14 protein-coding genes are annotated in these 15,199 nt (G+C 64.4%); 9 read left to right on the top strand and 5 right to left on the bottom strand.

Translation table 11 applies throughout. The annotated features are described in order from the left end of the window. Positions 1 to 3 precede the first annotated feature (3 nt). Complete coding sequence (gene cydB, locus LQ956_RS07665; protein ID WP_238629766.1) at positions 4 to 1,008, top strand: cytochrome d ubiquinol oxidase subunit II; 1,005 nt, start codon at positions 4 to 6, stop codon at positions 1,006 to 1,008. A gap of 17 nt (positions 1,009 to 1,025) precedes the next feature. Here cydB and LQ956_RS07660 read toward each other — a convergent pair whose 3' ends face one another. After that, entirely contained in the window at positions 1,026 to 1,199 is a 174-nt protein-coding gene (locus LQ956_RS07660; RefSeq protein ID WP_238621729.1) for a hypothetical protein, read from the bottom strand. Between LQ956_RS07660 and cydD the strand changes: the two genes are divergently transcribed. From cydD to LQ956_RS07645, 3 genes are all read left to right on the top strand, one after another. Further along, positions 1,128 to 2,744, top strand: a complete 1,617-nt coding sequence (cydD, locus tag LQ956_RS07655) for a thiol reductant ABC exporter subunit CydD (RefSeq protein WP_238621732.1) — start codon at positions 1,128 to 1,130, stop codon at positions 2,742 to 2,744. The genes LQ956_RS07660 and cydD overlap by 72 nt on opposite strands. Further along, positions 2,741 to 4,417, top strand: a complete 1,677-nt coding sequence (gene cydC, locus LQ956_RS07650) for a thiol reductant ABC exporter subunit CydC (protein ID WP_238629765.1) — start codon at positions 2,741 to 2,743, stop codon at positions 4,415 to 4,417. The genes cydD and cydC overlap by 4 nt, the downstream gene beginning before the upstream one ends. Positions 4,418 to 4,563: 146 nt before the next feature. After that, positions 4,564 to 4,752 (top strand): hypothetical protein, encoded by a 189-nt coding sequence (locus tag LQ956_RS07645; protein ID WP_238629764.1) that lies wholly within the window; start codon positions 4,564 to 4,566, stop codon positions 4,750 to 4,752. Positions 4,753 to 4,758: 6 nt separating this feature from the next. Here LQ956_RS07645 and LQ956_RS07640 read toward each other — a convergent pair whose 3' ends face one another. After that, positions 4,759 to 6,141, bottom strand: coding sequence for a leucyl aminopeptidase family protein (locus tag LQ956_RS07640; RefSeq protein WP_238621726.1), 1,383 nt, complete (start codon positions 6,139 to 6,141; stop codon positions 4,759 to 4,761). 138 nt (positions 6,142 to 6,279) lie between these two features. Between LQ956_RS07640 and LQ956_RS07635 the strand changes: the two genes are divergently transcribed. Both LQ956_RS07635 and LQ956_RS07630 read left to right on the top strand, forming a co-directional pair. Beyond that, entirely contained in the window at positions 6,280 to 7,203 is a 924-nt protein-coding gene (locus tag LQ956_RS07635) for an ABC transporter ATP-binding protein (RefSeq protein WP_238621725.1), read from the top strand. Further along, entirely contained in the window at positions 7,200 to 7,982 is a 783-nt protein-coding gene (locus LQ956_RS07630; protein ID WP_238621724.1) for an ABC transporter permease, read from the top strand. Before LQ956_RS07635 ends, LQ956_RS07630 begins: the two co-directional genes overlap by 4 nt. Here the strand turns inward: LQ956_RS07630 and LQ956_RS07625 are convergent. Continuing rightward, a complete protein-coding gene (locus tag LQ956_RS07625; RefSeq protein ID WP_238621723.1) occupies positions 7,972 to 9,780 on the bottom strand; it encodes a sensor domain-containing diguanylate cyclase in 1,809 nt (602 codons plus the stop codon). The genes LQ956_RS07630 and LQ956_RS07625 overlap by 11 nt on opposite strands. 223 nt (positions 9,781 to 10,003) lie before the next feature. On the opposite strand from LQ956_RS07625, the gene ettA reads away from it, so the two are divergent. Further along, the gene (ettA, locus tag LQ956_RS07620) at positions 10,004 to 11,671 is read left to right on the top strand and encodes an energy-dependent translational throttle protein EttA (RefSeq protein WP_238621722.1); all 1,668 of its coding nucleotides are present in this window, start codon (positions 10,004 to 10,006) and stop codon (positions 11,669 to 11,671) included. 52 nt (positions 11,672 to 11,723) lie between these two features. On the opposite strand, the gene LQ956_RS07615 is transcribed toward ettA, so the two are convergent. Beyond that, the gene (locus tag LQ956_RS07615) at positions 11,724 to 12,173 is read right to left on the bottom strand and encodes a bacteriohemerythrin (protein ID WP_238621721.1); all 450 of its coding nucleotides are present in this window, start codon (positions 12,171 to 12,173) and stop codon (positions 11,724 to 11,726) included. A gap of 416 nt (positions 12,174 to 12,589) precedes the next feature. On the opposite strand from LQ956_RS07615, the gene LQ956_RS07610 reads away from it, so the two are divergent. Together LQ956_RS07610 and LQ956_RS07605 are read left to right on the top strand one after the other, a co-directional pair. Then, complete coding sequence (locus tag LQ956_RS07610) at positions 12,590 to 13,039, top strand: DUF2721 domain-containing protein (protein WP_238621720.1); 450 nt, start codon at positions 12,590 to 12,592, stop codon at positions 13,037 to 13,039. Positions 13,040 to 13,122: 83 nt separating this feature from the next. Then, positions 13,123 to 13,980 carry an ATP-binding protein gene (locus LQ956_RS07605; protein ID WP_238621719.1) on the top strand — a complete coding sequence of 286 codons (858 nt, stop codon included), beginning with the start codon at positions 13,123 to 13,125 and terminating at the stop codon, positions 13,978 to 13,980. A gap of 55 nt (positions 13,981 to 14,035) precedes the next feature. Here the strand turns inward: LQ956_RS07605 and thrC are convergent, their stop codons facing one another. Continuing rightward, positions 14,036 to 15,175 carry a threonine synthase gene (gene thrC, locus LQ956_RS07600; RefSeq protein ID WP_238629763.1) on the bottom strand — a complete coding sequence of 380 codons (1,140 nt, stop codon included), beginning with the start codon at positions 15,173 to 15,175 and terminating at the stop codon, positions 14,036 to 14,038. Between the last annotated feature and the right edge of the window lie 24 nt (positions 15,176 to 15,199).

Below are 15,199 nucleotides of genomic sequence, written 5' to 3'. Positions count from 1 at the left end.
GACATGGAACTGATCGACCTGACCCTGATCTGGATCTTCATCATCGGCTTTGGCGTGTTCATGTACGTGTTCATGGACGGTTTCGACCTGGGAGTGGGTATACTCTTCCCTTTTGCCGGCAGTGACGAACACCGCGACGTGATGATGAACTCCGTAGCCCCGGTATGGGATGGCAACGAAACCTGGCTGGTACTGGGCGGCGCCGGCCTGCTGGCGGCGTTTCCGCTCATCTATGCCGTGTTCCTGCCCGCCCTCTACATCGGGGTCTTCCTGATGCTGGCGGGACTCATCTTCCGCGGCGTGGCCTTCGAGTTCCGCTTCAAGGCGGCTCCGGAAAAGCGGCGCCCCTGGGATATCGCCTTCTTCGGCGGCTCCCTCGTGGCTGCCTTCGCCCAGGGTGCCGTGGTGGGCGCCTACATCCAGGGTTTCGAGGTGGAGGGCTTCTCCTATGTGGGCGGCGCCTTTGACTGGCTCACGCCCTTCACGGTGATGACCGGCCTGGGCCTGGTAGCCGGCTATACCCTGCTGGGGGCCACCTGGCTGATCATGAAGACCGAAGGCGAACTGCAGACCCTGGCTTACCGCATCGCCGGCCGCATGGTGGTGGCCGTACTGTTCGTCTTCCTGCTGGTGAGTCTGTGGACCGCCGCGGCCCACCCACATATCCTCGAACGCTGGCTGGAACACGCCGCCGTGCTGTGGATCTTCCCGACCCTGTCCCTGGTGGCCGGTGTGTGGCTGTGGCGCGGTCTGGGACATCGAGCCGAGGGCACGCCCTTCGTCGCCACCCTGGCCCTGTTCCTGCTGGCCTACCTGGGCCTTTTGATCAGCATGTGGCCCTACGCGGTCCCGCCCCACCACACCTTCTGGGATGCTGCCTCCTCACCTGATTCCCAGCTGTTCACCCTGATCGGACTATTGTTCGTCATCCCCATCATCCTTGCCTACACCGCCTGGACCTACTGGGTATTCCGCGGCAAGGTCCGTATCGGAGAGGGTTACCACTGAACGACGCAAGCACATCCTCAGGCCATGCCCCCCCCATTCCCAATGCCGAGGCGAAACGCTGGCTCAATGCCCGCGTCGCACCGGTTCGGGGCCTGCTCAACCTGGCCAGTGGTGCCGGTATCCTGTCGGGCCTGCTGGTCATCGCCCAGGCGGGCCTGCTGGCCTTCATACTGGATCGGGCCATCACCCATGGCGACGGCCTGTCGGCACTGACCGGGGCCTTTGTCTGGCTGGCCCTGGTGATGGGACTGCGTGGCGCCCTGAACTGGTCCCGGGAAACCCTGGGGCAGGCGGCAGCCCTCAGGATTCAGGGCCGGCTGCGGGACGAGCTCTTTGCCCACATGGCCGCCCTGGGGCCGGTGCGCCTGGCGGATCGGCACAGCGGCAGCCTGGCCTCGGCCGTCGTCGAGCAGGTAGAAGGCATGAATGGCTATTACGCCCGTTACCTGCCGCAAGTGGCGGTGAGCCTGCTGGTCCCCCTGGGGATCTTCATCGCCGCCCTGACCCAGGATTGGGTCGCCGCCCTGATCCTGCTGTTCACCGCCCCGCTGATCCCCTTCTTCATGGCCCTACTGGGCATGGGGGCCGAACAGGTCAGCCGCCGTCAGCAAGAAACCGTCTCCCGCCTGGGCGGGCATTTCCTCGACCGGCTCCAGGGCCTGACCACCCTGCGGCTGTTCAACGCCCAGGGACGGGCGGCTCAGGAAGTCGCCGAGGCCGCCGATGGCTACCGGGCCACCACCATGAAGGTCCTGCGGGTAGCCTTTCTCTCTTCCGCCGTGCTCGAATTCTTCAGCGCCGTGGCCATCGCCCTGGTGGCCATGTACGTGGGCTTTGCCCTGATCGGCTATCTGCAATGGGGGCCGGCCGGCCAGCTGAGCCTGTTCTCGGGACTATTCATCCTGCTGATGGCGCCGGATTTCTTCCAGCCCCTGCGGCAGCTGGCCCTGCACTACCATGACCGGGCCGCCGCCCTGGGCGCTGCCCAGACCATCCTGCCCCTGCTCAGCCGCGAGGCGCCCGCCGCACCGCCCAGCCCGGTGGCGCCGTCACCACGCCCCACCGGGGTATCGATCCGGTTCCAGGAGGTGAGTGTCTGCTTTGATGAAGGCCGCCGCACCGCCCTGGCTGGGATCAGCCTGGAGATACGGCCCGGTGAGCGCGTGGCCCTGGCCGGTCCCAGCGGCGCCGGCAAGTCCACCCTGCTGCACCTGCTGGCCGGGTTCATCGCGCCGAATCAAGGACAGGTGACCGTGGACGGCGCCGACCCCGACCCCCTGCATCAGGCGGCATGGGTGGGGCAACGCCCCCATCTCTTCACCGGCACCCTGGCCGACAACATCCGTCTGAGCCGCCCCGACGCCGATCAGGGCGCGGTGATCCGGGCCGCCACGGAAGCCGGAGTGATGACCTTTGCCGCCCGGCTGCCCCAGGGCCTGGAGACCGTCCTGGGCGAACGGGCGCGCGGTCTGTCAGGCGGTCAGGCCCAGCGGGTCGCCCTGGCCCGGGCCGCCCTGAAGCAGGCCCCCCTGTGGCTGTTGGACGAGCCCACCGCGGGACTGGACCCGGAGGCGGAGGCCCTGGTACTTGAGGCCCTGGAGCGTTCCGCCACCGCCGGTGCCACCATCCTCATCGCCAGTCATCACCCCCGAGTGCTGGCCTGGGCAAACCGGGTCATCACCATCCAGGATGGCTGCGTGGTCCACGACACCGGCGGGGCGGACGCCAACCGATGAACGATCTGATTCCCTTCCTTCGCCTCTCCATCCCGCGCCTGCCCTGGTTTCTGGGCGGCCTCCTGTTGGCCGTCCTCACCGTGGTGGCGGCCACCGGCCTGCTGGCCCTGTCCGGGTGGTTCATTACCGCGTCGGCCCTGGCGGGCGCGGGGCTGATCATCGCCCTGGATGTCTACCGGCCCGCCGGCGGCATTCGCGCCCTGGCGGTGGGGCGTACCGTGGCCCGCTATGGGGAGCGCATCGTCAACCACGAAGCGGTATTGCGGCATCTGGCGGACCTGCGCAGCTGGCTGTTCCGGGCCCTGGCGCCTCTGGACCCCGGCACTCTGGCCCGGTTCCGTTCCGCCGACCTCTTGCAGCGGTTGGTAGGGGATATCGACACCCTGGACGGTCTGTTCCTGCGGGTCATCACCCCCACTCTCACCGCCGTGCTGACCCTCCTGGGCGGCGCCCTCTTCTTCGGCCTGCTGGCCCCTCTCACGGTGCTTTGGGTGGTGGCGGTGCTGGCCCTGGCCGGCCTGATCCTGCCCGCCATCGCCGTGGTCCTGGGCGGCCGTAGCGGCGCAGCGCGCATTGAGGCTGCCGCCCGAGTGCGGGAACGGGCGGTGGAAGGTGTGCAGGGGCTGGCGGAGTTGCGGGTGTTCGGTGCCCTGCCCCGGCAACGGGCGAGCCTTGCTGCGGCCGAACAGGCCCGGGCCCGGGCCGAGATCCAGCTGGTGCGCTGGGGTGCCCTGGGAGATACAGCCGCCATGCTGGCAGGCCTGGGGGCCGTCTGGCTGGCCCTGTGGCTGGGCGTGGGCTGGTTGTCGCAAGACCAGGTGACGGCACCCATCGTGGTGCTGCTGGTGTTGGCCACCCTGGGCCTGTCGGAGGCCGTGGCCATGCTGCCGGGGGCCTATCAGCGCCTGGGACAGATTCGTGCCGCCGCCGCCCGGCTGCTGGACGTGGCCCATACCCGCCCGGCCCTGCCGGAACCGGTGCCGCCGCGGCAGCCCACCAGCGAAGGTACGCTCGCCCTGGAAGGCGTCCGGCTGCGCTACAGTAACGACGCACCCTGGGTCCTGGACGGGGTGGACCTGAGCGTCCATCCCGGCGAGACCGTGCTCATCACCGGCGCCAGCGGAGCCGGCAAAAGCAGCCTGATTGCCGTGGCCTTGCGCTTGGTGTCCGCCCAGGCGGGCGAGGCCCGAGTGGGAGGGGTCCCGGTCCAGTCCATGCGTTATGAAGACCTGTACAGCACCCTGGGGGTGCTCAGCCAGGAGACCGTCCTGTTTGCCGATACCGTCGCCGCGAACCTGCGCCTGGCGCGCCCCGAGGCGGATGACGCGGCCCTGGAAGAGGCCCTGTTCCTGGCCGGGCTGGACGACTTCATCGCCGCTCTGCCCCAGGGGCTGGAGACTGCGGTGGGTGAAGGCGGCGCCCTCGTCTCCGGCGGCCAGGCCCGGCGCCTTGCCCTGGCCCGCCTGATCCTCAAGGGTGCCCCTGTGGTGATCCTTGACGAGCCCTTCCGGGGCTTGGACCCGGCCACCATCGAGCGGCTCAAGCAGCGCCTGACACCCTGGCTGTCCGGACGGGCCACCCTGGTGATCGCCCATGAGCCGGACATGGCCCCGCCCTGCACCACCCACTACATGCTGCAGGGGGGACGCTTGCAGGAAATGGCGTCATCGTAGATTTTGCAGGAATTGCGTCATTCCCGCGAAATCGGGAACCCAGTCACGGGCCGGAGCCCTGGACTCCCGCTTTCGCGGGAGTGACGGCAGACAGCGGGAGTGATGGCGGGGAAGATTCCCGAAAATGACAAAAGAACTAGGAGGCCATGATGGGAGGCTGGGGTTGTCCCCATGAAAGCAATGGGCTCTGCCACAAGGTGGAAAACCGCCCCTGCGAGCCGGGCATGAAGGGCTGCGTGCTGGCCGGCCGCTTCGTCTTCAGCGACGCCGATAAGAACACTCGGCGGGTGCTGCGGGACAAACTCGGCCAACGGCAGCCGGAATCCGATACCTGACCCAGGTCAGCGCTTACCGTAGCGATCTTCAAGCCAGGCAAAGGCGGCCCGCACCCCCAGCGCCTCACCGCCCTTGGGACGGCCGGGGCGGTTGCGATTATTCCAGGCCATGATGTCGAAATGCCCCCAGACCTGCCCGTCGGGCACAAAGGCCTGCAGGAACAGGGCGGCGGTGATGGCCCCGGCGTAGGGTCCGCTGCCGGTGTTGGTCAGGTCAGCGATCCGGCTGTCCAGCTGAGAGCGATAGGGGGCGTGGAGCGGCAGGCGCCAACAGGGATCCTCCTGTGCCGCCGCATGCCGGTTGACGCCCTCGGCCAGGGTCTCATCGTTGGTGAAGAAGGCCCCGATCTCGGTGCCCACCGCCACCCGGGCCGCCCCCGTCAGGGTGGCGAAATCCAGCAGCACCTCTGGGGATTCCTCGGCGGCGTCGGCCAGCATGTCACAGAGCACCAACCGGCCTTCCGCATCCGTGTTGTCGATCTCGATGGTCAACCCCTTGCGGGAACGCAGCACGTCGCCGGGGCGAAAGGCGTTGCCGGAGATGGCGTTCTCCACCGCACCCACCATCACCCGCAGGCTCACGGGCAGCCCGGCGCCCATGATGAGGTCGGCCAGTCCCAGCACATGGGCAGCACCGCCCATGTCCTTCTTCATCAATCTCATGCCGCTGGCGGGCTTGATATCCAGCCCGCCGCTGTCGAAGCAAACCCCCTTGCCCACCAGGGTGACCCGGGGGTGGGACGGATCCCCCCAGCGCAGTTCGATCAGGCGCGGCGGATGGCTGCTGGCACGACCCACGGCATGGATGCAGGGGTAGTTTTGCGCCAGCAGGGCCTCGCCGACGATCTCGCTGAAGGTGGCCCCATGCCGCTCTGCCAGTGCCCGGGTCGCACCGGCCAGATGCTGGGGCATCATGTCGTGGGCCGGCGTATTGATCAGGTCCCGAACCAGCCCGATGGCTGCCACCGTCCGCACCACCGCATCGGCATCGGGCAGACCCGCCAGGCTCAGCCGGGGCCGGGGCCGCCCGGAAGACTTGTAGCGCTCGAAGCGATAGGCCCCCAGGCCCCAGCCGATGGCCGCTCGGGTCAGCCGCTCCGCCGGCCAGCCACAGTCCAGATGATAAGTGCCCTCCCCCAGGCGGCTGGAGACATTGCCGATGGCCCAGGTGGAGGCCTCCCGGTCCACACCCACCAACACCCGGCGCACATGGCCGTCCTCGTCCGGCAGAGGCAGGACACTGCCGGTGCGCCCCTCAAAACGCGAGGCCCGGACCCAGTTGACGATGCGGGAGGGCTGATCCGCCAGCCAGCGCTCCAGCATATCGCCTTCCACAGGGATGAGGGCGATGGAATCGGCGTCGGAACGGCTATCGAAACAGTCGAGCATGGGCATGTCCTGGGAGGGCGTGAAATGGGCATTTTACGCGCTTTCGCGATGCGCAGAAGCCCGGCTTCGAGACGATATGTTAGAATTTTCTGTTTTACCCCTCCCCCTCCGCGGCCGCAGGACCACTACAGACAGACCATGCCCAAAGCCCTCTGCATCCGTCAGCTCACCAAGACCTACAAAAACGGCCTTGAGGCCCTCAAGGGTATCGACCTGGACGTGGCCCCGGGGGATTTCTTTGCCCTGCTCGGCCCCAACGGGGCCGGCAAGTCCACCACCATCAGCATCATCGCCTCCCTGGTGAACAAGAGCGGCGGAAGCGTTTCCATCTTCGGCCATGACCTGGATCGAGACCTGTACGCCGCCAAGCGCTGCCTGGGCCTGGTGCCCCAGGAATTCAACTTCAATACCTTCGAACCGGTGCAGGAGATCCTGGTGAATCAGGCCGGTTACTACGGCATCCCCCGCAAGGAGGCCTGGAAACGGGCACAAAAGTACTTGGTGGAACTGGGCCTGTGGGACAAGCGCAAGGATATGGCCCGCACGCTCTCCGGCGGCATGAAGCGACGCCTGATGATCGCCCGCGCTCTGGTTCACGAGCCCCGGCTGCTGATCCTGGACGAACCCACCGCCGGGGTGGACATCGAGATCCGCCGTTCCATGTGGCAGTTCCTCAAGGACATCAACCGGCAGGGGTGCACCATCATCCTCACCACCCACTATCTGGAAGAGGCCGAGACCCTCTGCCGCAACATCGCCATCATCGATCACGGCCGGATCATCGAAAACACCACCATGAAGGGCCTGCTGGGACAACTCAACACGGAGACCTTCATCCTGGATCTGATCCGCCCCCTGGTACACCTACCCGATATAACCGGTCATCGCCTGCGCTGGGTGGACGAACTCACCCTGGAGGCGGACGTGGACCGGGACGTCAGCCTGAATCGTCTGTTCGTGGATCTGAATCGGGAAGGCATCCAGGTACGCAGCATGCGCAACAAGACCAATCGACTGGAACAACTCTTCATGCACATGGTGGACAAGGGGCGCGGCGTATGAATGCCCACAATGCCCGCAGCAACTGGATCGCCTTCAAGACCATCATCATCAAGGAAGTCCTGCGCTTCTCGCGCATCTGGATCCAGACCATCCTGCCCCCCATGATCACCATGGGCCTGTACTTCGTGATCTTCGGCGGGCTGATCGGGTCGCGCATCGGCGAGATGGACGGCATCCGCTACATGGACTTCATCGTCCCGGGCCTGATCATGATGGCGGTAATCACCAATGCCTATGCCAACGTGGTGTCCTCGTTCTACAGTTCCAAGTTCCAGCGCCACCTGGAAGAAATGCTGGTTTCCCCCGTACCCAACTACCTGATCATCCTTGGTTTTATCGGCGGCGGCATCTGCCGGGGTCTGGCGGTGGGCGTGGCGGTCACCCTGGTGTCGCTGCTTTTCAGTCCCTTCAGCATCCACAACCCGGCCGTCGCCCTGTCCGTGGTGGTCCTCACCGCCGCCCTGTTCTCCCTGGCCGGGCTGATCAACGGCGTATTTGCCCGTAGCTTCGATGACATCTCCATCATCCCCACCTTCATCCTCACCCCCCTGACCTACCTGGGCGGGGTATTCTACGCCGTCAGCCTGCTGCCGGCATTCTGGCAGGGAGTTTCCATGTTCAATCCCATCCTCTACATGGTGAACGCCTTCCGCTACGGCTTTCTGGGGGTAACGGACTTCAACCTGTGGCTCTCCTACGGCATCATCATCGGCTTCATCCTGATCCTCTACGCCACTGCCCTCTACCTGCTCAACAAAGGCATCGGCATCAGGCAGTGAACACCCGGTAGCGGTTCTTGCCCAGGCTCTTGGCTTGATACAAGGCCTGGTCCGCATGGCGCATCAGTGTGTCATGGTCCTCGCCATGGATAGGGTAGATGCTGATGCCGATACTGCCGCTGATGGTGCATTCGCTATCCTGAACCGGAATCGGTGCGCCCAGCACCGCCAGCAGCTTCTCGGCCACCACACAGGGCAGCTCGCCCCCTGGAAAATCCTCCAGCAGGATCACGAACTCATCTCCCCCGAGCCTTGCCACCATGTCCATGGCCCGTACCGAACTCTCCAGGCGTCTGGCCACCTCGCACAGCAACCGGTCGCCCGCCGCATGACCGAAACGGTCATTGACAGGCTTGAACTCATCCAGATCCAGAAACATCAGGGCGCTATGGGTACCATGGCGCCGGGACCGTTCCAGGGCATGAATGAGGCGTTCCTGCAGCAACGTGCGGTTGGCCAGGCCGGTCAGGGGATCGTGCAGAGCCAGATGACGAATCCGGTCCTGGGCCTTCTTGCGCTGAGTGATGTTCACGGATAGCCAGATCACCGCCGGACGTCCCATCACCTGAGTCCCGAGAGGCATGATCCTGCCCTCGAACCACTGCGGTTCGGACGGCCCCGAATCGGCGTCCAGACCACCGACCTCACCGGCATCCAGGTCATATTCGATGAATTGCAGCTGTCTTCTGTTCAGGGCCAGGTCGATCATGCGCAGAAAAACGTCCGCCTTGTCAGCGGGCAGCACTTCATGCACGGTCTTGCCCAGCAGGGCCTGATGACCATCGTGGTAGTACCGGGAATCCGCCCCCCCGAAGATATCCATATACCGCCCCTGAGCGTCCAGGATGAAGCAGATATCGGGCATGGCGGCAATGATGGCTTCCAGGCGTTCACTCAGGGCGCGGTGGCGGAGTTCCGAGGTCCTGACCTGAAGGGCCTGGTGAGACAGCTTCCACGCCATCCCACCGCACAAAACAATGAGCAGGGCACCAGCCCAGTACCAGGCCAACGGCCTGCGTGACACCGCGCCCCAGCCTTCCCGGGGGACCGCCCCCAGTTCCCAGTGGCCGCCGCGCATCACCACGTCCTGCACCACACCCGTGATGTCGAACGGTTCAGGGCTGCCGAAAATGATGTCACCTTGGGCCCCCATGCCGTCACGACCGCGGATGGCAATGGCCAACGTCCGCTGGAACTCTCCCATGCCCACCATCGCATAGATCGCATCCATGTCGATGACGACACTGGCCAGACCCCAGTATGTCCCACGCCCTGCATCCCCTGGATATTCCGGGACATGGACCGGCACCCGGATGATCAGTGCCTCCCCACCCTGCACCAGCGGCCAGGGACCTGCCAGCACCGGTTCGCCGGATGCCATCGCCAGTCGGACAGAGTCTCCCTGCAAAGGATGATCAAACAGATTCGCACCGAGCGCGGCACGATTTTCCTCCAGCGGATAGATGAAGCGGATCACGTTATCCGGCACCAGTGCAATGCTGCGGATGACCTGCGGTCGTTCCCGCATGATGTGTCCGGCCACGCGACCGAAATCTGCCTGGGTCAGTGAAGGATTCAGGGTTGCGTAGGTGGCCAGTGTCTGGGACAGGAAGATGGTGGCGTTGAGTTCGCCCTCCAGGCGGGCACGCAGCGCGGCCAGCTGGCTGGTCACTTCAGCCCGGGACCGGTCCGTGAGCCGTTGCTCCCAAGTCATGTCCGCCACCACGAATAGCATCAGGGCCAGCAAGGCCACCAGTCCGCCATGCAGTAAGGGCGAATTTCCCTCGGGACCAGGCATCACGGCACTTCCCGAGACAACACGGCTGAGGGGGGCATGGGCTCCAGGTCATCAATGATGCGGCGCAAAGATCAATTCCCAGCATTGCAAACTGATCACGCACTTGCAACCCTGAAACCGATCAGCGTATTGGTGGGGCGCGCAAGCGGTCGGCACCGGCCACTGGAAACTCCAGGGGCGATTCCACATAATAAGGGGTTACGTTTCACTACAGGTTGAGTCCATGGCCCAATACATCTACACCATGAATGGTGTGGGCAAAGTTGTCCCGCCCAAGAAAGAGATCCTGAAGGATATCTATCTGAACTTCTTTCCCGGCGCCAAAATCGGCGTGCTGGGCTACAACGGGGCCGGCAAATCCACCCTGCTGCGCATCATGGCCGGTGTGGACAAGGACATTGTCGGCGAGGCCCGCCCACAGCCGGGGATCAAGGTCGGCTACCTGCCCCAGGAGCCCCAGCTGGACGCAGCCAAGGACGTGCGCGGCAACGTGGAAGACGGCGTCGGTGACATCAAGGCCCTGGTGGACCGCTTCAACGCCATTGCCGAGGCATTTGCCGATCCGGATGCGGACTTCGACACACTGCTGGCGGAACAGGCGGAGCTGCAGGACAAAATCGACGCCGCTGGCGCCTGGGATCTGGAGCGCAAGCTGGAAGTGGCCGCCGACGCCCTGCGCCTGCCGCCCTGGGACGCGGACGTGGCCAAGCTCTCCGGCGGCGAGCGCCGCCGCGTGGCCCTGTGCCGCCTGCTGCTCTCCAACCCGGACATGCTCATCCTGGACGAACCCACCAACCACCTGGACGCCGAATCCGTCGCGTGGCTGGAACGCTTCCTGCAGGAATTCCCCGGCACCGTGGTGGCCGTCACCCATGACCGCTACTTCCTGGACAACGTGGCCGGCTGGATCCTGGAACTGGACCGGGGTCACGGCATCCCCTGGGAAGGCAACTACTCCTCCTGGCTGGAACAGAAGGAAAAGCGCCTGGCCATCGAGGAAAAGCAGGAAAGCGCCCGCCGCAAGAACATGGAAGCGGAACTGGAATGGGTCCGCAGCAATCCCAAGGGGCGCACTTCCAAGAGCAAGGCCCGCCTCAAGCGCTTCGAGGAACTCTCCTCCCAGGAATTCCAGAAACGCAGCGAGACCCAGGAAATCTACATCCCGCCGGGTCCTCGCCTGGGTGACGTGGTGGTGGAACTGGACGGCGTCGGCAAGGCCTATGGCGACCGGATCCTGTACGAAAACCTGAGCTTCAGCCTGCCGCGCGGCGGCATTGTCGGCGTCATCGGACCCAACGGTGTCGGCAAGTCCACCCTGTTCCGCATGATCGTAGGCCAGGAACAGCCCGACAGCGGCACCATCCGCATCGGCGAGACGGTCCAGGTAGCCTACGTGGATCAGAGTCGTGACGCCCTGGCGGATGAAAAGACCGTCTGGGAAGAGATCTCCAACGGCCAGGACATCATCCAGGTGGGGCAGTACCAGATGCCCTCACGGGCCTATGTGGGCCGCTTCAACTTCAAGGGCGGGGATCAGCAAAAGCAGATGAAGCAGCTCTCCGGGGGGGAACGCAACCGGGTGCATCTGGCCAAGCTGCTCAAGAGCGGCGGCAACCTGCTGCTGCTGGACGAACCCACCAACGACCTGGACGTGGAAACCCTGCGGGCCCTGGAAGAAGGCCTGCTGGCCTTCCCCGGCAGCGCGGTGGTGATCTCCCATGACCGCTGGTTCCTTGACCGCATCGCCACCCACATCCTGGCCTTCGAGGAGGACGGCAACGTGCTGTTCTTCGAGGGGAACTACCAGGAATACGAGGATGATCGCAAGAAGCGCCTGGGCGCCCAGGCGGACCACCCGCACCGGGTGAAGTACCGGCGCCTGGAGGGCTGAGCAGGCCACTCGCCATCCCCCTCTCTCCCCTTGGGAGAGAGGGGGATGGTGGCTAAGGAATCTTGGCCGACTCCGCGCCACGTCGGGCCACGAACCGGGCGGTTGCCTTGTCCATGGTGGCACAATGGCGCTGGTACCAGGGCACGAAGTCCTCCACCAGCACCCGCCTCAGATCCGCCAGATCAATGACCCCCGCATCCAGGTCATCCACGCAAGCCACCAGGTCTTCCAGGCGGGCATCATGCTCCTGCTTGTGGAGCTGGAACGGTGGAAATGCCACCGCCTTCATCAAAACCTCCTCACGCCGGAAGTGAGCCCGGCTGTGCTCGATGAAATCACGCAGATCATCGCGCAGCCTCCCGCTGTCGGCTTGAGATGCCGGCACATCGGCCAGACAGCCGACCACCCGCTCCAGCAGAGCCATCGCCTCATCGTGGTCCTGGTTCATGAAATTCACCGCCACCTGAGGTATATCTGCAAACTCGGTGTGCTCGGTCATCATGCAGCACCTCTCGATCAGCCCGTTCATCTCGCCTATGACCATAGCACAGCGGAGCAGGATAAATTGCGAAGGCAGTCCTGAAAAACCCTCATGCCGCCACTCCGATGGGTCTTGTCACCACTGCGACGAGTCTTTTCTCGTCACTGCGGAGGATTTTTTCGTCGCTCCCGCAGAAGCGGGAGTCCAATATTCTCAGTCCGCCACTGGATTCCCGCTTGCGCGGGAATGACGATAGCCGAGGCGCATGCCCTCACCCTGATGTAACTGGATTCCCGCTTGCGCGGGAATGACGGTAGTAACCCGTGGCGGACGATCCTTGCTTCCACTGGACGCTCGTTTGTGAGGGAATGAACCGGGAATGAACCGGGTCCGCGCGGGCCGTTACAACACCACAGGAAACCCCATCAGGAAAACCCATGTCGTCGGCACAGACCCTTTACGATATTTCCACCGTGATCCAGCTTTCGGTCGCCCCGGTATTCCTACTGGTGGGCATCGCAGGTTTCATCAACGCCTTTGTCTCTCGACTGTCCCGGGTGGTGGATCGGCGGCGTCACCTGCTGGAACGCATCCGCCATGAAGACCATGAGTTCCATAAGACCGCCATCCGTGAGTTGGAACTGCTGGAGGGAAGGGTAAGAATGGTGCACCTGGGCATCACCTTGGGCATCACCACCGCCCTGCTGATCTGCCTGACCATCGTCTCCGCCTTCATCGAATACTTTCTCGGCATCGACAACCCGCTACTCATCGGCGCCCTGTTCGTGCTCGCCATGTTCTGCCTCATTGGCGCCCTGCTGGCCTTCCTCAGAGAGGTCTTTCTGGCCATCCGCAGCCTCAACCTCACCCAGATCGGCAAATCATGATCGCCGACCGGCTCTCCCCTGTCTTGCCGGGTGGGATAAAATACCTTCTCCTGCGGCAGCGACACCGAACCCACTGATCATCCATGCACGACACCCATCCACTCCATCAACTGCTGGATCAGGCGGAATCACTGCTGAACCGCCTGGATACCCTGCTGCCCGGGACCGCCCCGGCACCCGACTGGAAGGCCCCGGCCTTCCGCTGGCGAGACCATCATCTGCAAAGCATTCCCAGCGTGCCGCCGCTGGACCTTGACGATCTGCTGCACATCGACCGCCCCAAGTCCCTGCTGGACCGCAACACGCGCCAGTTCGTGCAGGGTGTTCCGGCCAACAACGCCCTGCTGTGGGGCGCCCGAGGTACGGGCAAGTCTTCCCTGATGCGCGCCCTGCTCACCCGCTATGGGGATCAAGGTCTGCGCATGGTGCAGGTGGATGCCCAGTCCCTGGTCAATCTGCCGGAGATCGTGGCCCCGCTGCGTGACCGCCCCGAACGGTTCATCCTGTTTGCCGACGACCTGTCCTTCGAGGCAGACGAGCCCGCCTACAAGGCCCTGAAGGCCGCCCTGGACGGCGCCCTGGAAGGGACACCGGACAATGTGCTGATCTATGCCACTTCCAATCGACGCCACCTGATGCCGGAGCGACTGACGGACAACCTGGAAGTCCGGCGGGAAGGTGATGAGATCCACCCCGGGGAGGCGGTGGAGGAAAAGGTGTCTCTGTCGGAGCGGTTCGGGATGTGGGTGTCGTTTCACCCCTTCAATCAGGGGCAATACCTGGCGGTAGTGGAACATTGGCTGACACGCCTCGGTGGCGTGACCATGGACGACAACTGCCGGACACAAGCCCTGCGGTTTGCCCTGCTGCGCGGATCGCGCAGTGGACGGGTTGCGTGGCAGTTTGCCCGGGACTGGGTGGGGGGACTTCAGGTGAAGTGAGGGTGAGGCGCCGGTTGTGGGCCGGAGGCTGCCTCCCCCTCATCACCGGGTCAACTTACATATTCTCCAGGATCGCCCGCTTGACCGAGTCAAGGGTCGCATCCACCGTCACCGGTACCCGGCTGGACTGGCGGATGGCAGTATCCGGATCCTTCAGACCATGGCCGGTCAGGGTGCAGACGATGCTGGAGCCTTCGGGGATCTTGCCCTGCTGCACATCCCGCAATGCGCCTGCCAAAGAAGTGGCGGAGGCCGGTTCGCAGAACACGCCTTCCTTCTCTGCCAAAAGCTTCTGCGCCGCCAGGATCTCCTCGTCGCTGCACTCGTCAAACCAGCCGCCGGACTCTTCCTTGACCTTCCAGGCATAGTCCCAGGACTGCGGGTGCCCGATGCGGATGGCGGTGGCCACGGTTTCCGGGTTATCCACCATATGCCCCCGCATGAAGGGCGCGCTGCCCGAGGCCTGATAGCCCACCATCCTGGGCCGGTTGCCCACCACCGCGCCACCGGCATACATGCAGCGGCCCTTGCAGAAACCACAGGATTCGGTGACGTGATCGCCGGAGGCGGAGGAATATTCGCAGTAACCGATCCAGTGAGCGGTGATGTTGCCCGCATTGCCCACCGGCAGGCAGTGATAATCCGGTGCCCGACCCAGTTCTTCGACGATCTCGAAGGCCGCCGTCTTCTGGCCCTGCAGGCGATAAGGATTGACCGAGTTGACGATGGTCACCGGCGCACTTTCCGCCACTTCCTTCACCAGGCGCATGCCGTCATCGAAATTGCCCTTGATCTGAATCACCATCGAACCGTGCATCATGGCCTGAGCCAGCTTGCCCTGGGCGATCTTGCCGTCCGGGATCAGCACGAAGGCGGTGATGCCGGCCCGGGCCGCATACGCCGCGGCGGCCGCGGAGGTATTGCCGGTGGAGGCGCAGATGATGGCCCTGGAGCCTTCTTCCACCGCCTTGGTCACTGCCATGGTCATGCCCCGGTCCTTGAACGACCCGGTGGGGTTGAGGCCCTCGTACTTGACGTAGATATCCACTTCCTTGCCGATCAGGCGCGGAATGTTGTTCAGGCGGATGAGGGGCGTATTGCCCTCCCCCAGACCGATGATGCGGGTATCATCGTGGATCGGCAGACGGTCGCGATAACGCTCGATGATACCGGTGTAACGGGGTCGAAAAGGCATGATGTTCTCTCGGGTACGGATGGC

It is taken from the genome of Ectothiorhodospira lacustris, assembly GCF_022227845.1.
GTDB lineage: Bacteria > Pseudomonadota > Gammaproteobacteria > Ectothiorhodospirales > Ectothiorhodospiraceae > Ectothiorhodospira > Ectothiorhodospira lacustris.
Note: the sequence above shows the minus strand (reverse complement) of the source record. Positions and strands in the feature narration are given on the sequence as shown.